This window comes from Arthrobacter sorbitolis (assembly GCF_054510995.1).
Genome location: NZ_JBTNDM010000006.1, coordinates 64,838 through 88,240 on the forward strand (window position 1 = coordinate 64,838; position 23,403 = coordinate 88,240).

General features: G+C 70.5%; 15 protein-coding genes and 1 pseudogene. 5 read left to right on the forward strand and 11 right to left on the reverse strand.

Features of this window, described 5'->3' with window-relative positions:
* Positions 1 to 224: 224 nt before the first annotated feature.
* Positions 225 to 3,818, forward strand: a complete 3,594-nt coding sequence (gene mfd, locus ACX80K_RS12250) for a transcription-repair coupling factor (RefSeq protein ID WP_459272154.1) — start codon at positions 225 to 227, stop codon at positions 3,816 to 3,818.
* 65 nt (positions 3,819 to 3,883) lie between these two features.
* Here mfd and ACX80K_RS12255 read toward each other — a convergent pair whose 3' ends face one another.
* The 5 genes from ACX80K_RS12255 to ACX80K_RS12275 form a co-directional block, all read right to left on the reverse strand.
* Entirely contained in the window at positions 3,884 to 4,318 is a 435-nt protein-coding gene (locus ACX80K_RS12255) for a hypothetical protein (protein WP_459272155.1), read from the reverse strand.
* 299 nt (positions 4,319 to 4,617) lie between these two features.
* Entirely contained in the window at positions 4,618 to 4,905 is a 288-nt protein-coding gene (locus ACX80K_RS12260; RefSeq protein ID WP_459272156.1) for a hypothetical protein, read from the reverse strand.
* 34 nt (positions 4,906 to 4,939) lie between these two features.
* On the reverse strand, positions 4,940 to 5,620 hold the full coding sequence (gene deoC, locus ACX80K_RS12265) for a deoxyribose-phosphate aldolase (protein ID WP_459272157.1): 681 nt from the start codon (positions 5,618 to 5,620) through the stop codon (positions 4,940 to 4,942).
* A gap of 128 nt (positions 5,621 to 5,748) precedes the next feature.
* A complete protein-coding gene (locus ACX80K_RS12270; RefSeq protein WP_459272158.1) occupies positions 5,749 to 7,497 on the reverse strand; it encodes a phospho-sugar mutase in 1,749 nt (582 codons plus the stop codon).
* A gap of 77 nt (positions 7,498 to 7,574) precedes the next feature.
* Complete coding sequence (locus ACX80K_RS12275) at positions 7,575 to 8,375, reverse strand: purine-nucleoside phosphorylase (RefSeq protein ID WP_459272159.1); 801 nt, start codon at positions 8,373 to 8,375, stop codon at positions 7,575 to 7,577.
* Positions 8,376 to 8,502: 127 nt separating this feature from the next.
* On the opposite strand from ACX80K_RS12275, the gene ACX80K_RS12280 reads away from it, so the two are divergent.
* From ACX80K_RS12280 to ACX80K_RS12295, 4 genes are all read left to right on the forward strand, one after another.
* Positions 8,503 to 9,903 carry an NAD(P)H-quinone dehydrogenase gene (locus ACX80K_RS12280; protein ID WP_459272160.1) on the forward strand — a complete coding sequence of 467 codons (1,401 nt, stop codon included), beginning with the start codon at positions 8,503 to 8,505 and terminating at the stop codon, positions 9,901 to 9,903.
* Between the two features lie 166 nt (positions 9,904 to 10,069).
* Complete coding sequence (locus ACX80K_RS12285; protein WP_459272161.1) at positions 10,070 to 11,482, forward strand: MFS transporter; 1,413 nt, start codon at positions 10,070 to 10,072, stop codon at positions 11,480 to 11,482.
* A 183-nt stretch (positions 11,483 to 11,665) separates the two neighbouring features.
* A complete protein-coding gene (locus tag ACX80K_RS12290; protein WP_459272162.1) occupies positions 11,666 to 13,078 on the forward strand; it encodes a serine/threonine protein kinase in 1,413 nt (470 codons plus the stop codon).
* Complete coding sequence (locus tag ACX80K_RS12295) at positions 13,075 to 13,740, forward strand: hypothetical protein (protein ID WP_459272163.1); 666 nt, start codon at positions 13,075 to 13,077, stop codon at positions 13,738 to 13,740. The genes ACX80K_RS12290 and ACX80K_RS12295 overlap by 4 nt, the downstream gene beginning before the upstream one ends.
* 231 nt (positions 13,741 to 13,971) lie before the next feature.
* Here ACX80K_RS12295 and ACX80K_RS12300 read toward each other — a convergent pair whose 3' ends face one another.
* From ACX80K_RS12300 to ACX80K_RS12325, 6 genes and pseudogenes are all read right to left on the reverse strand, one after another.
* On the reverse strand, positions 13,972 to 16,215 hold the full coding sequence (locus ACX80K_RS12300) for a polysaccharide deacetylase family protein (protein ID WP_459272164.1): 2,244 nt from the start codon (positions 16,213 to 16,215) through the stop codon (positions 13,972 to 13,974).
* A 501-nt stretch (positions 16,216 to 16,716) separates the two neighbouring features.
* A complete protein-coding gene (locus tag ACX80K_RS12305) occupies positions 16,717 to 18,612 on the reverse strand; it encodes an acetyl/propionyl/methylcrotonyl-CoA carboxylase subunit alpha (protein ID WP_459272165.1) in 1,896 nt (631 codons plus the stop codon).
* Between the two features lie 47 nt (positions 18,613 to 18,659).
* The gene (locus ACX80K_RS12310) at positions 18,660 to 19,292 is read right to left on the reverse strand and encodes a Maf family protein (protein WP_459272166.1); all 633 of its coding nucleotides are present in this window, start codon (positions 19,290 to 19,292) and stop codon (positions 18,660 to 18,662) included.
* Between the two features lie 82 nt (positions 19,293 to 19,374).
* A complete protein-coding gene (locus ACX80K_RS12315; RefSeq protein ID WP_459272232.1) occupies positions 19,375 to 19,920 on the reverse strand; it encodes an AMIN-like domain-containing (lipo)protein in 546 nt (181 codons plus the stop codon).
* Positions 19,921 to 20,094: 174 nt separating this feature from the next.
* Positions 20,095 to 21,507 (reverse strand): annotated as a pseudogene (locus ACX80K_RS12320) (dicarboxylate/amino acid:cation symporter).
* Positions 21,508 to 21,720: 213 nt separating this feature from the next.
* On the reverse strand, positions 21,721 to 23,370 hold the full coding sequence (locus ACX80K_RS12325) for a DUF885 domain-containing protein (protein ID WP_459272233.1): 1,650 nt from the start codon (positions 23,368 to 23,370) through the stop codon (positions 21,721 to 21,723).
* Positions 23,371 to 23,403: the final 33 nt, after the last annotated feature.

Genomic DNA, 23,403 nt, shown 5'->3' on the forward strand with positions numbered 1-23,403 from the left:
GCGGCAGGCAGGGGTTCTCCGGTAATCCTACGGCCTGCCCTGTCCAGGGTGCCCGCGTCCCCCTTCCCGGGCGGCAAAGCGTCAGGGCCGCTTGGTAGTGTGGAGACGTCCCGGGAACGATTCGTCTTTCCGGGCTTTCGTGCTGTCTCCGCCTCGTTGCCGCCGTGCTGAGCACCGCCCGGTGACGGGAGGGGACGGACCACCGCCTGAGGAGTCCCGAACAGATGAGCCTTAACGGATTGCGCGCGGCCCTGGCCGAGGATGCGTCCTTCGCCCGCGTGCTGACCAACGCGTCGCGCCCCGTGGAGCAGCGCAGCGCGGACCTGCAGATCGGCGCGCCCGCGGGTCTCCGTGCCCCGCTGATCGCCGAGATGGTGGACGGTCTCGCCGCAGCCGGCCCGTCCGGCAACGGTGCGGTGCCCGTGGTCCTGGCGATCACCGCCACGGGACGTGAGGCGGAGGACCTCGCCTCGGCGTTGCGCAGCTACCTGCCCGAGAGCGCCATCGAGGAGTTCCCGAGCTGGGAGACGCTGCCCCACGAACGGCTCTCGCCGCGCTCCGACACGGTGGGCCGCCGCCTGTCGGTCCTCCGCCGGCTCGCGCACCCGGAGGGCTCGCCCGTCAAGGTCATCACGGCGCCCATCCGCGCCGTCGTGCAGCCGCTCGTCGCCGGACTCGGCGACCTTGAGCCTGTGGCCCTGAAGGTCGGCGACGAGATCGCGTTCTCCGACGTGGTGAAGGCCCTCTCCGAGGCCGCCTACGCGCGCGTCGACATGGTCACCCACCGCGGCGAGTTCGCCGTGCGCGGCGGGATCATCGACGTCTTCCCGCCCACCGAGGACCATCCCATCCGCGTCGACTTCTTCGGCGACGAGGTGGACCAGATGCGCTGGTTCGCCGTCGCCGACCAGCGCTCGATCGCCTCCGAGGAGCCGCCGGCAGCCCTGTACGCGCCGCCGTGCCGCGAGATCCTCATCACGCCGTCGGTCATGTCCCGGGCGGCGCGGCTGTGCTCGGAGCTGCCCGCCGCCGCCGCGATGCTCGAGAAGATCGCCGGCGGCATCGCCGTCGAGGGCATGGAGTCCCTCGCGCCCGTGCTCGTGGACGCCATGGTGCCGTTCGCCGGGGAGCTGCCGCCCGGGTCCATCGCCGTCGTGATCGAACCCGAGAAGGTGCGGGCACGCGCCCACGACCTCGCCGCCACGAACGAGGAGTTCCTCGCCGCCGCCTGGTCGACCGCGTCCGAGGGCGGCGCGGCGCCGCTCGACCTGGGCGGGAGCCTGGGCACCGACCTGCAGGAGGCGAGCTTCCGCTCGCTCACCGACACCCGCTCGACGGCGCTCGCCAACTCCGTGGCCTGGTGGGGCATCACGTCCTTCGGCGCTGACGAGGAGCTGAGCGACGTCGACAGCTTCAGCCTGCACGCCCGCGAGCCGCGCGGCTACCAGGGCGACGTCGCCGAGATGATGGAGTTCATCGGCGGGCGCGTCCGCGACCAGTGGCGCGTCGTCGTCGCCACCGAGGGCCCCGGCCCGGCCCAACGACTCGCCGAGCTCTTCCACGACAACGACATCCCCGCGAGCCGCGTCGACTCCCTCGACAAGGCGCCGCAGCCCGGGATCATCGAGATCACGACGGCGTGCGCCGGCCGCGGCTTCGTGGTGGACGGCCTGAAGATGGGGCTGCTCACCGAGGCCGACCTGCTCGGCCGTACGAGCGCCGCGGGCACCCGCGACATGCGCAAGATGCCCTCGCGACGGCGCAACGCCGTCGACCCGCTGCAGCTCAAGGACGGCGATTTCGTGGTCCACGAGCAGCACGGCGTGGCGAAGTTCGTCGAGCTGATGCAGCGCTCCACGGGCGCCGGGCCCACCCGCACCACGCGGGAGTACCTCGTGCTCGAGTACGCGCCGTCCAAGCGCGGCGCCCCGGGGGACCGGCTCTTCGTGCCCACCGACCAGCTCGACCAGGTGACCCGCTACGTGGGCGGCGACGCGCCGGCGCTCAGCAAGATGGGCGGCTCCGACTGGAGCAAGACCAAGAACCAGGCCCGCAAGGCCGTCAAGGAGATCGCCGGCGAGCTCATCCGCCTCTACTCGGCGCGCATGGCCTCCCGCGGCCACGCCTTCGGGCCCGACACCCCCTGGCAGCGTGAGCTCGAGGAGGCGTTCCCCTACGTCGAGACGCCGGACCAGCTGACGACCATCAACGAGGTGAAGGCCGACATGGAGCGCGAGGTGCCGATGGACCGCCTCGTCTCGGGCGACGTCGGCTACGGCAAGACCGAGATCGCCGTCCGCGCGGCGTTCAAGGCCGTGCAGGACGGCAAGCAGGTGGCCGTCCTCGTGCCCACCACGCTGCTGGTGCAGCAGCATTTCGAGACGTTCTCCGAGCGCTTCTCCGGCTTCCCGGTGCGCGTGAAGGCGCTGTCCCGGTTCCAGACCGCGAAGGAATCGCGGGAGACGGCGGAGGGGCTCACCTCGGGCGCCGTCGACGTCGTGATCGGCACGCACCGGCTCCTGTCGAAGGAGATCTCCTTCAAGGACCTCGGGCTCGTGATCGTGGACGAGGAGCAGCGGTTCGGTGTGGAGCACAAGGAGGCGCTGAAGAAGATGCGCACTAACGTGGACGTCCTCGCGATGAGTGCCACGCCGATCCCGCGCACCCTGGAGATGTCCCTCACCGGTATCCGCGAGACCTCCACGCTCGCCACGCCGCCGGAGGAACGCCACCCCGTCCTCACCTACGTGGGCCCCTACACCGACAAGCAGGCGTCCGCCGCGATCCGTCGGGAGCTGATGCGCGAGGGCCAGGTGTTCTTCGTGCACAACCGTGTCTCGTCGATCGACCGCACCGCCGCGCACCTCAAGGAGCTCGTGCCCGAGGCGCGCGTCGCCGTCGCGCACGGGCAGATGACGGAGTCCCGTCTCGAGCAGATCATCGTCGACTTCTGGGAGAAGCGGTTCGACGTGCTCGTGTGCACCACGATCATCGAGACGGGCCTGGACATCTCCAACGCCAACACGCTGATCGTGGACCGCGCCGACTCCTACGGCCTGTCGCAGCTGCACCAGCTCCGCGGCCGCGTCGGCCGTGGCCGCGAGCGGGCCTACTCCTACTTCCTGTACCCGTCGGAGAAGCCGCTCGGCGAGGTGGCCCTCGAGAGGCTGAAGGCCGTGGCGTCCCACAACGAGCTCGGCGCCGGCATGCAGCTGGCCATGAAGGACCTCGAGATCCGCGGGGCCGGTAACCTGCTCGGTGGCGAGCAGTCCGGCCACATCCAGGGCGTCGGCTTCGACCTGTACATCCGGCTCGTCGGCGAGGCCGTCGCGAACTTCCGCGGCGAGGCCGAGGAGAAGGCGGCGGAGATGAAGATCGAGCTGCCCGTCAATGCGCACCTGCCCCACGACTACGTGCCGGGGGAGCGGCTCCGCCTCGAGGCGTACCGCAAGCTCGCCGCAGCCATCACCGACGAGGCGATCGACGCCGTCGTCGCCGAGCTCAAGGACCGCTACGGAGAGCCGCCCGCAGCGGTGGAGAACCTCATCGCCGTCGCGCGCTTCCGGGTGAGCGCCCGCGCGCTCGGCCTGACGGACGTGGCGCTGCAGGGCAACTTCATCAAGTTCGCGCCGGCCGAGCTGCCGGAGTCCAAGCAGATGCGGCTCACCCGGATGTACCCGGGGGCGGCCATCAAGCCGGCGCTCAACGCGGTGCTCGTCCCGAAGCCGAAGACCGCGAGGATCGGCGGCCGGGACCTCGTGGACGCGGAGATCCTCGGCTGGGCCAAGAACGTGCTCGAGTCGGTGTTCACTCCCTAGCGCCGCCGGTCCATCCCTGTCCGGTCCGTCCCTGTCCGGCCCGTCCCTGTCCGGGTCGGACGGGTCTACAGGTCGGCCGTCCTCGGTGCTTCCGCCGGGCTGTTGCGCCGTCCGGTGCGCAGGGCGCGGAGGGCCAGCACGGTCACCGGGACGAGTGCCACGTGGCACAGCGCGAGCGCGATGGTGCTCGGGAGGTCGAAGTCGGCGGGGATCGTCATGGCGAAGATCGTGCCGATCTCCAGGACCGGGGCGACGATCATCGCGACGGTCACGACCCCGGGCCACCAGCGGCGCACGACGGCGACCACGGCGAGGCCGAGCGCGAGCGGCAGGACCGTGAACGCGACCAGGACGACGGCGACGACCTCCGCCGGGCCCGCCGGCGACGTGAAGGCGTAGCTCCCTCCGGCGAGCATGCCCAGGAAGAAGAGGGCGAGGTTCACGACGACCGCGATCGCGAGGGCGGTGAGGATGGCCCGCGCGGCCGGCATCCGGCTCATCGTGGGGCCTCGAGGTGGGCCCCGACGGGCGGGGCGGCGAACGCGATTCTGTGCTGGTACCGGATCATGCGGCCTACTCTGGACCGCTCCGAGAACGGAATCAAGGGTCGGGGGAGGACGGGCCGCTCTTCGTCGTTCGGACGCCCGAACCGGCTTTTCGCGGCGCGTCCTGCGGTGACACGCACCCCGCCTGGAGAACCGGGTACGAGGACGGGCGGGACGCAGTGGGGACGAAAGAGGCCGCCCCCGCAGGGACGGCCTCTCGACGGACGGCGGGTGGACCGTCGTCGTTGTCGTTGTCAGGAACCGACGCCCGCGGACGTCTCCTTCTCATCGGTGCTGTTGCCCTCGGCGAGGTTGTAGCCGGTGTCCGCGCGCCCGAGGATGCCCTGCGGGATGAAGAAGACGAGGAACGAGACGACGACGATCACGGCCATGGGCCAGACGTCCTGAGGTGTGAACCAGGTCAGCAGATACATGCTGAGCAGGAAGGCACCGAAGATGATCACGAACCAGACGATGTTCCCGACGAGGTGGCCCTTGCCGGCGTGGGCGGGCGGGGTCTCGGCGTTGGCTTCGTGTGACATGTGGTCTCCCTTGCGTGCTGTGTCTGCCGCGCCGTCAGTAGCCTGCGGCACCCTGTTCACCCTTAACGATAGCGACTCCCGAGCTCGCGCCGATACGCGTCGCTCCGGCATCGATCATGGCGCGTGCGTCCTCGAGCGATCGGACCCCGCCGGAGGCCTTCACGCCGAGGTCCGGACCGACGGTCTTCCGCATGAGCGCGACGTCCTCGACGGTCGCGCCGCCGCCGTTGAAGCCCGTGGACGTCTTCACGAAGTCGGCTCCTGCCTCGACCGCGGCCTGGCAGGCAAGCACTTTCTGCTCGTCCGTGAGCAGGGCCGTCTCGATGATGACCTTCAGGATCGCGCCGTGCTCGTGCACCGCCTCGGCGACGGCGAGGATGTCCGCCACGAGGACGTCCTTCTCACCGGCGCGTGCCGCGGCGATGTTGATGACCATGTCGATCTCGTCGGCGCCGTCGGCCACCGCGCCGCGCGCCTCGAGGACCTTGGACTCGGTGGTCGTGGCTCCGAGCGGGAAGCCGATCACCGAGCAGGTGAGCACGCCGGAGCCCTTCACGGCGGTGCGCACCGTGCTGACCCAGAGGGGGTTCACGCAGACGGACTTGAACGAGTACTCGACCGCCTCCCGGCACACCGTGAGGATCTGCTCACGGCTGGCGTCGGGCTTGAGGAGCGTGTGGTCGATGTAGGAGGCGAGGGATACGTCGGTAGGCATGCCCACTATCCTTCCATGTCGGCTGCGGCCCCTGCGCCCGCCCCGTGCGCGCTGTCGAGAGGACAGAGATGACCGGGGATGGCGCTCCCGGCCGGTCTTCTCCGTCCTCACGACGGGAGAGGGGTGCGTCAGAGGCCGAGCGCCTCGCCGACGTCGCGCCGCACGGCCTCGAGCCGCGCCCGGGCGGTCTCCTTCGCGCTGTCGAGCTCGGCGGCGGATCCGACGGGTTCCACCACCTCGAGGTAGCACTTGAGTTTCGGCTCGGTGCCGCTGGGCCGGATGATCACGCGTGTCTCGTTCTGCGTCAGGTACAGGAGCCCGTCCGTGGGCGGCAGCTGCGCGGAGCCGTGGGCGAGGTCCTCGGCGATGGTCACCGGGGAGTCGGCGAACGACGACGGCGGGTTCTCGCGCAGCCTGTTCATCATCGCGCCGAGCAGACCGAGGCTGGCGACCCGGACCGGGAGCTGGTCGGCGGCGTGCAGGCCGTGCACCAGGAACGCGTCGTCCAGCAGGTCGAAGAGCGTACGCCCGGCGGCCTTCGTGGCGGCCGCGAGCTCGGCCAGGAGGAGTCCCGCCGAGATGCCGTCCTTGTCCCGCACGAGCTCGGGGGCCACGCAGTACCCGAGGGCCTCTTCGTAGCCGAAGGCGAGGTCGTGCACGCGGGCGATCCACTTGAACCCGGTCAGCGTCTGGGCGTGGTCGATCCCGGAGACGCCCGCGATCCGCCCGAGGAGGCGTGAGGACACGATGGAGTTCGCAAAGACGCCGGTGCGGGCCGCGTCGGCGCCGCCCGCGTGGGACGCCGCCGAGCGGCGCGCGGCCAGGTGCAGGCCGAGGAGCGTGCCCACCTCGTCGCCGCGCAGCATGCGCCATGCGCCCGTGGCGGGTTCGCGCGCGGCGAGGGCCACGCGGTCGGCGTCCGGGTCGTTGGCGATGACGAGGTCCGCGTCCGTCTCCGCCGCCGCCTCGAGGGCGAGGTCCAGTGCCCCGGGCTCCTCCGGGTTGGGGAACGCGACGGTCGGGAAGTCGGGATCGGGCTCGGCCTGGCGTTCCACCATGGTGACGTCGTCGAACCCGGCCGCCGCGAGGACGGCCTGCGCCGTGCGCCCGCCGACCCCGTGCAGGGGTGTGAGGACGATCCTGAGGCCGCGGTCGGAGAAGGAGGGATCGGCGAGGGCCGCGACGGAGGCGATGTAGTCGGTCTCGATGGTCTCCGGCAGCACGGTCCAGCCGGCCGCCGCGAGGTCGATGCCGTCGACGGCGTCGACGGCATCGATATGGGCTGCGATGCCGGCGTCGTGCGGTGCCACGATCTGCACGCCGCGTGCGTCCTCCTCCACGGCCCGCCCGCCCAGGTACACCTTGTACCCGTTGTCCTGCGGCGGGTTGTGGCTCGCGGTGACCATGATCCCCACCTCGCAGTCCAGCGCGCGGATGGCGTAGGCGAGGACCGGCGTGGGCAGTTCGCGCGGCATGAGGAACGTCTCGATCCCGGCGGCGGTCAGGATCGCGGCGGTCTCCTCGGCGAAGATCCGCGAGTTGTGGCGGGCGTCGAACCCGACGACGGCGCGGGGCGCGTAGGCGCCGGCCGCGAGGTCGAGCGCGTGCGCGGCGACGCCCGCGGCGGCCCGGCGGACCACCACGCGGTTCATGCGGTTCGGGCCCGCGCCGAGGGCCGCCCGCAGGCCGGCCGTGCCGAACACGAGGGGACCGGAGAAGCGGTCACGCAGGTCCTGTTCGGAGACGGCGGCGAAGGAGTCGCCGTCGCGCACGTGCGCGAGGACCGTGCGGAGCTCCTGCGCCGTCCGCGGGTCGGGGTCCGCAGCGGCCCAGGCCTCCGCGGTCGCGAGGAGGGTGTCCAGTTCGGAGGTGGTCATGCGGGTCCCTACTGTCGACGAGGACGGGCGCCGGTCCGACGGCGCCCGCGTGCTGCAGGTGGTTGGTGCCCGGAGGGCTAGATGGCGGCGACGATGTCGGCCAGCAGGCGCGAGATGCGCGGTCCGGCCGACTGCCCGGCCTCGAGGACCTCGGCGTGGCTGAGCGGGACCGGGCTGATGCCGGCGGCGAGGTTCGTCACGAGCGAGATGCCGAAGACCTCCATGCCGGCATGGCGGGCGGCGATGGCCTCGAGCGCCGTGGACATGCCCACGAGGTCGGCGCCGATGCGCTTGGCGTACTGCACCTCGGCGGGCGTCTCGTAGTGCGGGCCGGTGAACTGCGCGTAGACGCCCTCCTCGAGGGTGGGATCCACCGTGCGGGCGAGGTCGCGGAGGCGGGAGGAGTAGAGGTCGGTCAGGTCCACGAAGGTGGCGCCCTCGAGCGGCGACGACGCGGTGAGGTTGATGTGGTCGCTGATGAGCACCGGGGTGCCGGGCTGCCAGTGTTCCTGAAGGCCGCCGCAGCCGTTGGTGAGGATCATCGTCGTCGCGCCCGCGGCCGCCGCGGTGCGCACGCCGTGCACGACGGCCCGCACGCCCTTGCCCTCGTAGAAGTGCGTGCGCGCGCCGAGCACGAGGGCGCGCTTGCCGTTGGGTGTGAGCACGGAGCGGATGGTGCCGGTGTGGCCGACGACGGCGGGAGCCGAGAAGCCGGGGATGTCGGCGGCGTGGAGCGTGTGCGTGGTCTCGCCGATCAGCTCGGCGGCCTCGCCCCAGCCGGAGCCGAGGACGAGGGCGGTGTCGTGCCGGTCGATGCCGGTAGCACGGGCGATATGGTCGGCAGCGTCGCGGGCCAGGTCAAAAGGATCAGAAGTCACCGGTACAACTTACCCGCTGCGCCATCAGGCGGACCACCGCGCCCCGCGGTCCCGGTGGCGGTTCCGACCGTTCCTTCCGGCCTGCCCGCCGTTGGGGTGTGTCGGTGGCATGGGCAATAATCGACGGGTGACCAACCAACTCGACTTCAGTTCACTGCGCCTCGCGATCCTGGGTGGCGGGCCCGGCGGATACGAAGCGGCCATGGTCGCCGCGTCGCTGGGCGCCAACGTCACCATCGTGGAGCGCAAGGGCCTCGGCGGGTCGGCGGTCCTCACGGACGTCGTGCCGTCCAAGACCCTCATCGCCACCGCGGACACCATGACCCGCTTCACCGATGCCAGTGGGCTCGGTGTCCACTTCTCCGCGGACAGCGCCGTGTACGCCGACCTGGACAAGGTCAACCAGCGGTTGCTGAAGCTCGCGCTCGAGCAGTCCTCCGACATCCGCGCCACCCTCGAGCGCCTCGGGGTGCGTGTCCTCATCGGCTCCGGCAAGCTGCTGGACGACCACCGGCTCGAGGTCGAGGTCGACGGCGAGACCACCATCGTCGAGGCCGACGCCGTGCTGCTCGCCGTCGGCTCGACGCCGCGCGAACTGCCGAGCGCCATGCCCGACGGCGAGCGGATCTTCAACTGGACGCAGCTCTACAACCTCCGCGAGATCCCCGAGCACCTGATCGTCGTCGGCTCGGGCGTCACCGGTGCTGAGTTCGCGAGCGCGTACAACGGACTCGGCTCCAAGGTCACGCTCATCTCCAGCCGCGACCGCGTGCTCCCCGGCGAGGACGCCGACGCCGCCGAGGTGCTCGAGGGCGTCTTCAAGGACCGCGGCATGACCGTCCTGTCCCGCTCACGGGCCAACGCCGTCGAGCGCACGGAGGACGGCGTGATCGTGACCCTCGGAGACGGCAGCACGGTCGAGGGCAGCCACTGCCTCGTCGCCGTCGGGGCCGTGCCCAACACGGCCGGGATCGGCCTCGAGGAGGCCGGCGTCGCCATCAGCGAGTCCGGCCACATCCAGGTGGACGGCGTCTCGCGCACCACGGCGTCGAACGTCTACGCGGCGGGGGACTGCACGGGCGTCTTCGCCCTCGCGTCCGTGGCCGCGATGCAGGGCCGGATCGCCATCGCCCACCTCATGGGCGATTCCGTCAGCCCCATCAAGCTCAAGCAGGTCGCCTCGAACATCTTCACCTCGCCCGAGATCGCCACGGTGGGCGTCACCGAGGAGGACATCGCGTCCGGCCAGTACCAGGGCGACATCGTGAAGCTCTCCCTGCACACCAATGCCCGCGCGAAGATGATGAACGTCAAGGACGGCTTCGTGAAGGTGATCTCCCGGAAGGGCTCCGGCACCGTGATCGGCGGCGTCGTCGTCGGGCCGCGTGCCTCCGAGCTGATCTTCCCGCTCGCGATCGCCGTGACCAAGAAGCTGCACGTCGACGACGTCGCGAACACCTTCACGGTGTACCCGTCGCTCACCGGCTCCATCTCCGAAGCGGCGCGGCGCCTGCACAAGCGCCTCTGACCCGGCGGGGCGGCGCCCCGGCATCCGTTCCCGGCGTCCAGTATGTGGACACGTTTATCCACCTGCTGGACGCCGGTGGTCAGATATCAGGGTTCAATGAAGCGCGGGTGCCGTGCTGCGGAGCCTCGTGCCCGGCAGCGGTGCCTCGTCCGAGAAAGCCGCAGCCATGACCTCCTCCACTTCCGCTGGTGCCAGCGGGACCACCAAACCGCTGAACTCCCGGGGCAAGGTGATCTTCGCCAGCCTCATCGGAACCACGATCGAGTTCTACGACTTCTACATCTATGCCACGGCAGCCGTCCTGGTCTTCCCGGCACTGTTCTTCCCCAACCAGACCTCCGCGAACCAGCTCCTCAGCTCGTTCGCCGTCTTCGGCGTCGCGTTCGTCGCCCGCCCGCTCGGGTCCATCGTCTTCGGCCACTTCGGCGACAAGATCGGCCGCAAGGCGACCCTCGTGGCCTCGCTGCTGACCATGGGTGTCGCCACGTTCCTCATCGGCCTGCTGCCCGCCGCCACCAATCCCGGCTGGGTCTTCCTGGCGCCGCTGCTCCTCGTCGTGCTGCGCTTCCTCCAGGGCCTCGCGCTCGGCGGTGAGTGGAGCGGCGCCGCGCTGCTGGCCACCGAGAACGCACCCGAGGGCAAGCGCGCCGTCTACGGCACGTTCCCGCAGCTCGGAGCGCCGATCGGCTTCATCCTCGCGAACCTGCTGTTCGTCCTGCTGAGCACCACGCTCAGCCCCGAGGAGTTCCTCGACTGGGGCTGGCGCGTGCCGTTCCTGCTGAGCGCCGTCATGGTGATCATCGGACTCTACGTCCGCCTGAAGCTGATCGAGAGCGCATCCTTCCAGAAGGTCCAGAAGGAGGGCAAGGTCGTCAAGGTGCCGCTCGGCACGACGTTCCGCCTCCACTGGCGCGCGCTGATCCTCGGCACCTTCATCATGTTCGCCACCTACGTGCTGTTCTACTTCATGACCGCCTTCACGCTGACCTACGGGACCGCGCCGTCGAGCGTGGAGCAGGCGCATGCCCGGGCGGAAGCGGCCGGCAAGGAGTTCACGGCGGCGCAGGCTGCGGCGTTCGTCCCCGGCCTCGGCATGAGCCGTACGGATTTCCTCTGGATGCTCATCATCGGTGTCGTGTTCTTCGGTATCTTCACGATCGTCTCCGGACCCCTGGCCGAGCGTTTCGGCCGCCGCAAGATGCTGCTCGGGACGACCGTCGGCATCGCCGTCTTCGGTCTCCTCTGGGCGCCGCTGTTCGGTGCGGGCACGGTCGGGGCGATGGCCCTGCTGATCATCGGGTTCATCCTCATGGGACTCACCTTCGGGCCGATGGCGGCCGTCCTGCCGGAGCTGTTCCCGGCCAACGTCCGGTACACGGGGTCGGCCGTGGCGTACAACGTGTCGAGCATGATCGGAGCGGCCCCCGCCTCCTTCATCGCCGTCGCACTCTGGCAGGCGGCGGACGGCAGCACCGTCCTCGTCGGCGCCTACCTGACGGTTGCCGCGGTCCTCACCTTCATCGCGCTCTACATCTCCAAGGAGACGCGCGACCGCGACTACGAGAACAACGTGTCCTGACCCGCGGGTCCGTCCGACCGCTCCTCGACGGCGCCGCATCCACCCGGGTGCGGCGCCGTCGTCGTCCCGGCCCGTTTCCGGCGCCCCCAGTACACTGGAAGGAAAGGCGGCTTACCAGGTACTTCGACGCGCACGGAACACGTGCGCCATAGGCCGGTCAACGGGGTAGCAGAAGCGGGTGACATGGAGAAGCAGGCGCTGGCCGGGCGGTACGCAGTGGGGGCGCGCATCGGATCCGGCGGTATGGCGGACGTCTTCGCCGCCCGTGACACGCGGCTCGAGCGGGACGTCGCCGTCAAGATCTTCCGTCCCGGGACCGCGGACGGGCTCGAGCGGGGATCCGCCGAGGCCCGCATGCTCGCGGGGCTCGACCACCCGGGACTCGTGCGCGTCCTGGACATGGACAGCGGTGAGCACTCCCAGGAGGGCGCCTACCTGGTCATGGAGCTCGTCGAGGGCCCGGACCTGAGGGACCTGGTCAAGATCGGCGGGCCGCTCGGTCCGGAGGCCGTGCGGGTCCTCGCGCTCGACCTCGCGCGGACGCTGCAGTACATCCACGGGCGCGGCATCGTGCACCGCGACATCAAGCCGTCGAACATCCTCACGCGCCAGGCCGATCCGGAGAGCGGTCTCTTCCGTTACCTCCTCACCGACTTCGGGATCGCCCGGTTCTTCGACGGCACCCACATGACCGCCACGGGTCAGGTCATCGGGAGCGCCGCCTACTTCAGCCCCGAGCAGACCCGGGGCGACGCTGTCGGGCAGCCCTCCGACATCTACTCGCTGGGGCTCGTGATGATCGAGGCGCTCACGGGCGAGCGGGCCTTCCCCGGCACCGGGGTCGAGAGCGCGCTGGCGCGCCTGCACCGGAGCCCGTCCATCCCGCACGCGGCGGGCCCTGCACTGTCCGCGCTCCTCGTCGCCATGACCCTCGACGAGCCGGGCGACCGGCCGGACGCGGCGAGCCTGGTCCGGGCGCTGAGCGCCATGGGGCCGCAGCGACAGGAGCCGTCGGCGACCACGGTCCTGCCCGTGGCTGAGTCGCCGACGGCGGCTCTGCCCGACGCGGCGGCGACTGGCTCCGGTGCCGCGCCGGCCGGTTCTTCCCACGACGGCGCGACGTCCCTGGTCGGCGCTGCACCCGGGTCGGTCGACGACGGTGCCACGTCCGTGCTGGGCGTCGACGCGCACGGCTCGGACGACAGTCGGGCCCATCCGACCGACGGCGGCACTGCCCGTGCGGGTCACCCTGCAACGGCTCTGATGAGTCCCGTACCGTCCGCACCGATACGTGCCGAGCGTTTTTGGGCGCCGTCGCCCTCCGAGCCGACCCGCACCGACGGGGTGGACGACTCCCTGGTGGACCGGTCGGAACGGAGCCGGGATGTGACGTCGAAGGGCGGCTCCGCCGGCCGGCGTCGTCGCGGGCCCTCCTGGCTCGTCGCGGTGCTGGCCGTCGCCGTCCTCGCAGCGGCCGTCTGGGCGTTCGTCCTGTTGTTCGGCGGCGATCCCGCACCCGCCGTCGAGCCATTGCCCGTCGTGCCCGGGGAGACGGGCCAGAGACTGCAGGAACTCTACGAAAGCGTGCAGCCATGAGGGGTACCACCACGTCCGGGGTCGTGACCCTGGTGGCCGCCGGCTTCCTGCTGGCGGGATGCGGTGCGCCGGCAATCGATGCCGCGACGGCAGGAGATCTCCAGGCCGAGGTGCGCACCATCGCCTCGACGGCGGCTGCGGGTGACCCCGCAGAAGCCATCGCCCTCGCGCAGAACCTGAAGGGCGAGGTGGATGCCGCCCGCACTGCGGGGACCGTCACCGAGGACCGCGCGAGCGAGATCGGAACCCGTCTGGATGCGGTGATCGCCGCCCTCGAAGCAGGGCAGGCGCCCGCCGACACCGCGACGACGGACCCGGCGACGCAACCGCCGGCCGAGGAACCGACCGGGGAAGCGCCGGCTCCGGTCGAGACGGACGCGCCCGCACCCCAGCCCAATCCTGCGGTAACCACTCCGGCTCCGGTGGAGCCCACCCCCGTGCCGACGACGGAGGAGGACCCGGAGGACGCCGAGGACACGGGGACCGAGGACGCGGGGGAGGAACCCGCGCCGGGTGTCGACGAGAAGGCGGCCGAGAAGGAAGCCGAGAAGGCAGCGGAACAGCAGCGGAAGGCCGCGGAGAAGGCGGCGGAGGAAGCCCCCGGGAACTCGGGCAACGCCCCCGGGAACTCAGGGGACAGGGGCAGGGGCGAATCGGGCTGACGCCGTCGCGGGACGACGTGTCCTGACGTCGAAGCCTTCCAGCCGGGTCCGAGCCGATGGTCCCCTCGCGGGCGTCGGGCGCATCGAAGGGGTCCCGCGCGGGTGTAGTCACCGTGAGCCATGGTGCCGACAGCAGGAAGCGCCCGGTGGAGGTGCAGTCCACCGGGCGCTTCCCGGACTAGCTGGTGGGCGGGGAACCCGAAGGCCTGCCGGGTTCCCCGCCGGGTACTCCTACCTGTAGGTGATGGCCGATCCCGTGGCGGCGGACCAGGTGATGCGTCCGCCCTGGAAATCCTGGGCCACCACCGTGGCGCTCAGCCTGAACTCGTTGGTGGTCGGGTAGCCGAGGCGACCGTTCTCCCAGCCCTGCGAGGCGTAGGCGTTGCGGATGGCGCCGGCGTTGCTGCGTGCTCCGGTGGCGGGGGACCAGTAGATGACCCCGCCCTGGAAGTTCTGGTACACGCCACCGTTCCTCAGTCCGACGATCTCGTTGCTGGTCGGGTAGCCGAGGAATCCGTTCTCCCAGTTGAACGAGGCCCATGCTGCGTCGATGGCCCCCCGGGTGATGCGGGCTCCCGTAGTCGGGGACCAGTGCACGACGCCGCCCTGGAAGTTCTGGTACGCGCCGCCGTTCCTCAGTCCGGTGACCTCGTTGCTGGTCGGGTAGCCGAGGCCACCGTTCTCCCATCCCTGGGCCGCCCAGGCCGCCCCGATGGCACCCTTGGTGATGCGGGCCCCGGTCGCCGGCGTCCAGTGCACGGTACCGCCCTGGAAGTTCTGGTACACGCCGCCGTTCTTCAGCCCGCCGACCTCGTTGCTGGTCGGGTAGCCGAGTGGTCCGTTCTCCCAGCGCTGACCCGCCCAGGTTGCGGCGATGGCGCCCCGGGTGATGCGGGCCCCGGTGGCCTGGGTCCAGTGGATGGCACCGTTCTGGTAGTTCTGGTAGCAACCGTTGGAGACGAGGCCGCAGACGACCGCGCCGGTCGCCGTTCCGACCCCGGGGGATGCGGCTGCCGCTGCATTGATCGCAGCGACGGCTGCCGGGGGAGTCGGTGCCGGAGCCGGTGGCGGCGGCGGCGGCGGGGTCGTCCCGGAGACCGTCAGTTCGTAGTCGTCCGTGACGAGCGTCCCGTTGCTGGTCAGGTTGAGCCCCATGCTGATCGCCGAGGCGCCTTCCGGCACGGGGGGTGAGGTGAAGGTGAGCTGGGTCCAGTCCGCCGCGGCGTTGAACAGCGGGCTGCTCGTCCAGTACCGCCACGTGCCCAGTCCGGTCCGGTAGTACAGCTCGAACTGGGTGGGGCCCGTGGACTTGTACCAGGCCTTCATCACGTAGGCGCGGCCCGGCACCGCGCCGGGGGCGCATTCACCGAGATCCAGCGTCGGGAGGAGCTTCGCGTCGCCGTCGACGTAGTTCGTCATGGTCAGTTGCTGCGCGATCGTGCTCGTGCGACCCGCGACCTGCGAGAACACCGGGGTGTTGACGCCGAAGCCGCCGAAGGCCCAGCACTTGGGCACGCCGGCCACGGAGCTCGGCGTCTGGAGGCCGGGGTTCTGCAGCAGGTTCCCGCTGGTGATCGGAGCCGGTGCGGCGGGCCCGGCCACGATCGGCTTGGTCGCTCCGGGGATGACGTCGCGGACCGGCTTGACCTCGATCCTCCCGGCGGCGACCTCGTCCCTGAGCCAGTTCGTGTACTGGGCGAAGACGGTGCTGGGGATGGAGAGCGGCTCACCGTCGCGTCCGACGTGGTGGAAGGTCAGCTGGACCCACCCCCCGCCTCCGTTCACGGACTGCGTCACGACGTTCTGCAGATCGGCGAGGGTCCAGGTGCTGTCCACCTGGTCGGGGGCTCCCGTGTAGAAGAGGTTGGCCGGAGGGATCGTCTCGGCGACCGGGAACGTCGCCGACTCGGGGTTCTTGCTCCGGACGTCGCCCAGGCCGCGCGCACTGTTGTAGCCGCAGTCCCTGACGATGGCTTCGGCCGCAGGATTGGAGGAAGCGAACGGGTAGGCGAAACTCCTGATGTCCAGGCCCATGCTGGTCAGGTTGACCCGGTCGTTGCAGACCTGGCGTCTGGCCTCGTCCGTCCCCGTCACCGCGAGGTCAGGGTGCGTCACGGAGTGTCCGCCGATCTCGTGGCCGTCGGCCTGCAGCTGCTGGACCTGTGCTGTGGTCATGTAGGTGGGAGCATTCAGGAACCCCGAGTTGACGTAGAACGTCCCCCGGAGACCGGCAGTCCTCATGGTGGTGGCTGCAGCGAACTGATTGTCGTTGGCGTCGTCGAACGTGAGGCTGACGACGGTGTTCGCGACGGCGTGTGCCGGCGCCGCGAAGACAGCTCCACCGAGCAGGCTGGCGGAGACCGCCAGGACGCTGCCGAGCGCCGTCCACCGCATGCGCAGGGAGGAGGGGCTGCGCCCTCCCCTGCGTGAGTGGTTCGATCCCGCGTGAGCGGGCTCTTCGGTCCGTGTTCCCATGTCTGCACCCCGATACTCCGTCAGGGGGGAAACCGGTTCCATCGAAGGCTGCGCACACCGGAGGTCAGTCGACCCCGATGTCCAAGACCCATTCCGCAACCCTGTCACGCGGTTGCGCGACATGACGCTGTTTCCCCAGCCAATGTGTCGGGCCCTGATATCGACCCGTGCTCGAAGCGTATTTAGGAAGGGCTGCGTCGTCGCGAGTGGTCGGTACCCTATTTGTACGGTCGCATTCTCGCGCTCTACTCGCTCCTACTTGGTCACGAGCATTCCCCGATCGGCGGGCGGCGCGCGCGCCGGACTTCCCCGTTCCGCATTCGCTGTGCCCGGCCGGGTTCGTCCTGAATGAATGCCGGGAGCCCGCAGTAAAGGTGCGCATCGAGGGAAATAGGGAGCCGACGCACTCGGCGCGGAGAATCGGACTTCCCTGGGACCAGGAGGACGCCGAGGGGTACGGGACGCATTCGTCGTACTTCTCCGCGGATCCCGCCGGTGGCGCTAGTCCCGGATGGTCGCGATGACGGAACCGGCCGAGACCGTGTCCCCGGGGGAGGCCGTCAGGCCCGTCAGGGTACCTGCCTTGTGGGCCGTCAGCGGCTGTTCCATCTTCATCGCCTCGAGCACCACGATGAGGTCGCCCTCGGAGACCACGTCGCCGTCGGACGCCGCCACCTTGACGATCGTCCCCTGCATCGGTGACGTCAGCTCGTCACCGCTGACGGTGGCCTTGCCGGCGCGGGCACGCGAGGACTTCTTGGACTTCGTCGGGGCACTGGCCTTGCCGTTCGGCGACGCGCCGAGTCCTGCCGGCAGCACCACCTCGAGGCGACGCCCGCCGACCTCGACGACCACGCGCTGGCGGGGGTCGTCGTCGGGCGCCGGATCGGCCGGTCCCTTCCAGGGCTCGATGGTGTTGTCGAACTCCGTCTCGATCCAGCGGGTATGGATGGAGAAGGGGCCCTCGGTGGGGGCGAAGGCGGGGTCGGCGACGACGGCTGCGTGGAACGGCAGCACGGTGGGCATGCCCTCGATGACCATCTCGTGCAGGGCGCGCCGGGCCCGCTGCAGGGCCTGCTCCCGCGTGGCGCCGCTGACGATCAGCTTGGCGAGCATGGAGTCGAAGTTGCCGCCGATGACCTCGCCGGCCTCGATGCCGGAATCGACCCTCACGCCCGGACCGCTGGGGAGCCTGAGCGTCTGCACCGTGCCGGGGGCGGGCATGAAGCCACGGCCGGCGTCCTCGCCGTTGATGCGGAACTCGAACGAGTGGCCGCGCACCTCGGGATCGCCGTAGCCGAGCTCCTCGCCCCGGGCGATCCGGAACTGCTCGCGGACGAGGTCGATGCCCGTGACCTCCTCGGACACGGGATGCTCGACCTGGAGGCGGGTGTTGACCTCGAGGAAGGAGATGGTGCCGTCCTGGCCCACGAGGAACTCGCAGGTGCCGGCGCCCTGGTAATCGGCTTCCCGGAGGATGGCCTTCGACGCCTCGTACAACCGCGTGTTCTGCTCGGCGGAGAGGAACGGAGCCGGCGCTTCCTCCACCAGCTTCTGGTTGCGGCGCTGCAGGGAGCAGTCACGTGTGGAGACGACGACGACGTTCCCGTAGGCGTCCGCCAGGCACTGCGTCTCGACGTGGCGGGGGGCGTCGAGGAAGCGTTCCACGAAGCACTCGCCGCGGCCGAAGGCCGCCGTCGCCTCGCGGACGGCCGACTCGTACAGCTCGGGGATCTCCTCGTGGCTGCGGACCACCTTGATGCCGCGACCGCCGCCGCCGAAGGCGGCCTTGATGGCGAGGGGCAACCCGAACTCGTCGGCGAAGTCGATGACCTCCTGCACGGATCCGACCGGGTCCTTGGTGCCGGGGACGAGCGGTGCGCCGACGCGCTCGGCGATGTGGCGGGCCTGGACCTTGTCGCCCAGCTGGGAGATGGAGTGCGGGGACGGGCCGATCCAGGTGAGACCGGCGTCGATGACGCGCTGCGCGAAGTCGGCGTTCTCGGACAGGAACCCGTAGCCGGGGTGGACGGCGTCGGCGCCGCTCCGTTCGGCCGCTTCGAGGATGCGGTCCATCACGAGGTAGGACTCCGCCGCGGTGTCCCCGCCGAGCGCGAAGGCCTCGTCGGCCATGCGCACGTGCAGCGCGTCGCGGTCGGGATCCGCGTACACGGCGACCGAGGCGATGCCCTCGTCCCGTGCGGCGCGGAGGACCCGGACGGCGATCTCCCCGCGGTTGGCCACCAGGACCTTCGTCACCGGCCGGCGCGCGCTGTCAGTGACGGGAGAGCTGCTGGCATCCGGGGACACGGACGCTGCAAGGGGGGACTGACTCATGGGGCGTGAACTCCTTTTTCTCAGTTCGGAGCCTAGCCCGCTTTGGTGCCTTCCGCCCATGGATCGTGCTGAACGGGAGTGTTGGGTGGCGATCCTTTGTAGGGAACCTACAACGCCGCGACGTGCTCCCACAGATCGGTGATCGGGACGCCCGCCGAGTTCAGGAGGGCGCGCAGCGTGGAGATGCTGACCCCGACGACGGCGTGCGGGTCGCCGTCCACGCGCTCGATGAAGGCGCCACCGAGGCCGTCGATGGTGAACGACCCGGCGCACTGCAGGGGTTCTCCGGTCGCCACGTACGCCTCGACCTCGGCGTCGGACATCGCGCCGAAGTGGACGGTCGCCGAGGACACCGCACCGATCGTGGCGCCCGATCCGCCGTCGCGCGTGTCCACGAGCCAGTGCCCGGTGTGGAGGACGCCGGAGCGCCCCCGCATGCGGCCGATGCGCTCGATCGCTACGGCGGGCTCGTAGGGTTTGCCGTGCGCCTCGCCGTCGAACTCGAACACCGAGTCGCAGCCGAGCACGAGGGCGTCGTCGGCGTCGTCGAGCGCCGCGACGGCTTCGGCCTTCGCGCGCGCGAGCAGCAGGGCGGTGTCGTGCGCGTCGATCTCCCCGTAGGCGGCGACGACGGCGGGCTCGTCGACGTCGGAGACCAGGATGGAATGACCGATGCCTGCGTCGGTCAGCAGCTTGGTGCGGGCGGGGGACTTGGAGGCGAGGATCAGGCGGGCCGTCATGCTCCAAGCCTAGGGGCTGCGCCAGGGACAGCTGGGCGCCCGTCGGTCCCGTCCCGGCGGCGGGACGGGACCGGCGAGGGTCTCACCAGCGGTGCGCGACGTCGACCACCACCCTCGATCCGCCGTTGTGTCCCGGCAGGACCGTGACGCGGACGGGAAGCCGTGAGCGCACGCCGAGACCGAAGGTCGTCTGGCCTTCGTAGCTCCCGGCCAGGGCCACCTGCCGGAAGGTGGAGTACCCGCGCACATCGACGATCTCGGCGCGGTTCGCGGGCCAGTACGTCGCCCGACCGTACTTGTCGTAGGCCGGGGCGAGGACCGTCACGGCGAGCCGTGCACCCCCGCGGAGCGGGACCTTGAAGCCGGAGCCGGGCTGGGCGACCTGCCAGACGTAGGACACCCTGTAGCCGGGCACGCGGCCCCGGGTGTCGATGACGAGTCGGTCGAAGCACTCGTGCCGCCCGGAGCGGACGTTGGTGATGGGACCGGAGGAGTAGGAGTCGACGACCTTCGTCGTCGAACCCCATGAGATGCCGCAGTACGCGGCGGACGCCGGAGGCGCTCCTGCAAGGCCGAGGCCACCTGCAAGTGCGAGTGCGGCGAGAGTGGCGGAGAGTTTCTCCGTCATGCGCGATGTGATCATGGCGCACCACCTGGTCGAACTGGATAGGTGCATCAATGGTCCTCCCGGACGGGAGGGAAAGCACCGCCGTCGGGCGGAACGGCGCCGAATCGTTAGCAGGGAACGCAGCACGGCCCGCCCCGGGATGCCGGGACGGGCCGTCGGGGGACGCCCGGGTGGTTACCGCGCCACGGAGGCCGAGATGCCGTCGTTCGGCGCGGCCGTGTCGATGCTGTCCAGGTCGCTGTCGTCGGCGAACGGGTCGCCGGTGCGCTGGGCGTTGTAGAGCTCGAGGTCCAGCAGCTGCTCGCGCCGGGCCACGATGGTCGGCACGAGGGCCTGGCCCGCGACATTGACCGCGGTGCGGCCCATGTCGAGGATCGGGTCGACGGCGAGGAGCAGCCCGACGCCGGCGAGGGGGAGTCCCAGCGTGGACAGGGTGAGCGTCAGCATGACGACGGCGCCGGTGGTCCCGGCGGTCGCCGCGGAGCCGAGGACCGAGACGAGCGCGACCAGGAGGTACTGGGTCAGCGACAGGTCGATGCCGAAGAACTGGGCGACGGAGATCGCCGCGATGGCCGGGTAGATGGCGGCGCAGCCGTCCATCTTCGTCGTCGCGCCCAGCGGCACGGCGAAGGAGGCGTAACCGCGGGGAACGCCGAGGTTGCGCTCTGTGACGCGCTGAGTGAGCGGGAGGGTGCCAACCGAGGAACGCGAGACGAAGGCCAGCTGGATGGCGGGCCAGGCGCCGGAGAAGTACTGCCTGACCGACAGGCCGTGCGCCTTGATGAGGACGGGGTAGACGGCGAACAGCACGAGCGCGAGGCCCACGTAGACGGCGAGCGTGAACTTGCCGAGCGAGCCGATGGTGTCCCAGCCGTAGATGGCCACGGCGTTGCCGATCAGGCCGACGGTCCCCAGCGGCGCGATCCGGATGATCCACCAGAGGACCTTCTGGATGACGGCGAGGGCCGAGGCGTTGAAGGCGAGGAAGGGCTCGGCCTGCCTGCCGACCTTGAGGGCCGCGATACCGACGGCCACGGCGACGACGAGGACCTGCAGCACGTTGAAGGTGAGCGCGGTGGTCACCGAGCCCGAGTCGGCGACGGTCGACGAGGCCTGGAGGCCCAGGAAGTTGGCGGGTACGAGGCCCGTCAGGAAGGCCCACCAGCTGCCCGTGCTGCCGGTGTACTCGGCGGGTGCGGTCGCGCCGGTCCCGGCACCGGGCTGGAAGAGGACGCCCAGGCCGATGCCGATGACCACGGAGATCAGCGCGGTGATCGCGAATCAGAGCAGGGTCTGCCCCGCGAGGCGCGCCGCGTTGTTGACCGCGCGGAGGTTCGCGATGGAACTGACCACTGCGGTGAAGATCAGGGGGACGACGGCGGCGCGCAGCAGGGCGACGTAGCTCGAGCCGAGTGTGGCGAGCGTGGTGCCGAGCCCGGTGGGCGTCTCCTTGGTATGGCCCGTGTACTTGGCGAGGAGGCCGAGGGCGAGCCCGACGACCAGGGCTGCGATGATCTGCGGACCGAAGGAGGTCGCCCAGCGGGGCAGTCTGCGCCGCGAGGGCGGGGTGGTGGTTTCTGTAGACACGCCCGAAACACTAGGGGCGAGGTATACCGAAGCGAAGCCGCAGTTGCGAAATGTTACCCGGAGCCGTCCGGGAACGGTCCGTCCGGTGACGGCGGTCCTGCCGGGCGCGGCCGCCGTCGTTCCCGGGTTTCGCCCACCAGAGCGGGTGTCGCGGCGGAACACGCCGCGAATCGCGGTGATGCGATGCGAGAACCGGGAACGACGGCGGGCGGGTCAGGACACCAGGGCGCGCCGCAACGTGTCGAGTCCCACGGAGCCGAGGTTGAGTGCGCGGGTGTGGAAGGCGCGGAGGTCGAAGGCTTCCCCCTCGTTCGCGCGAACCTCGTCGCGGATCTGCTCCCACAGCCGCTGGCCGATCTTGTACGACGGTGCCTGCCCGGGCCAGCCGAGATAGCGCGTGTACTCGAAGTTGAGCTGGCCCTCGCTGATGGCGATGTTGCGCTTCAGGAAGTCGTAGCCCTTCTCCGGGGTCCACGTGCCCTCGCCCCAGCGCTCGGGGATCTCCAGCTCGAGGTGCACGCCGATGTCGAAGACCACGCGGGCGGCGCGCATGCGCTGGGCGTCGAGCATGCCGAGCCGGTCGCCCGGATCGGACAGGAACCCGAGTTCCTGCATGAGGCGCTCGGCGTAGAGCGCCCAGCCCTCACCCTGCCCGGAGACCCAGATGGCGTTGCGGCGCCAGGGGTTCAGCAGGGCCCGCTGATAGGTCGCGGTCGCGACCTGCAGGTGGTGGCCCGGAACACCCTCGTGGTAGACCGTGGTGGTCTCCTTCCAGGTGGTGAAGGAGTCCTCGCCCTCCGGTACCGACCACCACATGCGGCCCGGGCGGGAGAAGTCGTCGCTCGGTCCCGTGTAGTAGATGCCGCCCTCGTTCGTCGGGGCGATCCGGCACTCGAGGCGCCGCATCACGTCGGGGATGTCGAAGTGCACCCCGGCCATGGCGTCGACGGCCATGTCGGAGAGCTCCTGCATCCACGCCTGCAGTGCTGCGGTGCCCTGGAGCTGGCGGGCGGGATCCTCGTCGAGGATGCGCATGGCCTCCTCGATGGTTGCTCCCTCGCGGATCTCGTCGGCCACCGCCTCCTGCTCGGCGATCACGCGATCGAGTTCCTCGACGCCCCACCGGTACGTCTCCTCGAGGTCGACGGCGGAACCGAGGAACACGCGGGACATCAGGGCGTAGTGTTCGCGGCCGACGGCGTCCTTCTCGGGTGCCGTGGGGAGCAGGTCGTCCTGCAGGAAGGCGGCAAGGGCACGGTAGGCGGAGCGGGCAGCGTCGGCACCTGCTCGGAGCTGCTCGCGCACCGGCTCGGGAAGGTCGACGTCGCCTGCGCTCGTGGTGGTGCCGAGGGCGTCGAAGAACCCGCCGTCCTCCGCGTACTTCGTGGCCTGCTCGACGACGATGGAGACCTGTCGGCGTGCTGCGACGAGTCCGCGCTCGCGGCCGGCACGGAGTGACGAGATGTATCCGTCGATCGCGCCGGGCACGTTGGTCATACGGCCGGCGATGTGCCCCCAGTCCTCCGCCGTGGCGGTGGGCATGAGGTCGAAGATCGCGCGGATGTTCTGGGCCGGGCAGGCGATGTTGTTCAGTTCGGCGTAGTCGAGGCCGGTCTCGTGGATCTCGAGGTCGAGTCCGAGCCGCTCCCGCATCGCGTCGAGCGTCACGGCGTCGACGTCGTCTGTGGGCTGCAGGTCGTTCAGTCGAGTCAGGGTTTCCCGCGTGGCCTCGGCAAGGGCCTCGATGCCGGCCGGTGAGTAGTCCTGGTATTCCGTCTCATGACCGGGGAGGCCGAGTTCGGTGGCGAAGTTCGGCATCAGTTCGAGCAGGGTCTCGTAGTAGGACGTGGCGACGGCGTCGATCGCGGTCGCCGGGCGTGCCGGGAGTTCGCCGGC

Coding starts and splice junctions, on each gene's coding strand:
- mfd (WP_459272154.1), top strand. CDS start 225: ATGAGCCTTAACGGATTGCGCGCGGCCCTGGCCGAGGATGCGTCCTTC.
- ACX80K_RS12255 (WP_459272155.1), bottom strand. CDS start 4,318: ATGAGCCGGATGCCGGCCGCGCGGGCCATCCTCACCGCCCTCGCGATC.
- ACX80K_RS12260 (WP_459272156.1), bottom strand. CDS start 4,905: ATGTCACACGAAGCCAACGCCGAGACCCCGCCCGCCCACGCCGGCAAG.
- deoC (WP_459272157.1), bottom strand. CDS start 5,620: ATGCCTACCGACGTATCCCTCGCCTCCTACATCGACCACACGCTCCTC.
- ACX80K_RS12270 (WP_459272158.1), bottom strand. CDS start 7,497: ATGACCACCTCCGAACTGGACACCCTCCTCGCGACCGCGGAGGCCTGG.
- ACX80K_RS12285 (WP_459272161.1), top strand. CDS start 10,070: ATGACCTCCTCCACTTCCGCTGGTGCCAGCGGGACCACCAAACCGCTG.
- ACX80K_RS12290 (WP_459272162.1), top strand. CDS start 11,666: ATGGAGAAGCAGGCGCTGGCCGGGCGGTACGCAGTGGGGGCGCGCATC.
- ACX80K_RS12295 (WP_459272163.1), top strand. CDS start 13,075: ATGAGGGGTACCACCACGTCCGGGGTCGTGACCCTGGTGGCCGCCGGC.
- ACX80K_RS12300 (WP_459272164.1), bottom strand. CDS start 16,215: ATGGGAACACGGACCGAAGAGCCCGCTCACGCGGGATCGAACCACTCA.
- ACX80K_RS12305 (WP_459272165.1), bottom strand. CDS start 18,612: ATGGGCGGAAGGCACCAAAGCGGGCTAGGCTCCGAACTGAGAAAAAGG.
- ACX80K_RS12310 (WP_459272166.1), bottom strand. CDS start 19,292: ATGACGGCCCGCCTGATCCTCGCCTCCAAGTCCCCCGCCCGCACCAAG.
- ACX80K_RS12315 (WP_459272232.1), bottom strand. CDS start 19,920: ATGACGGAGAAACTCTCCGCCACTCTCGCCGCACTCGCACTTGCAGGT.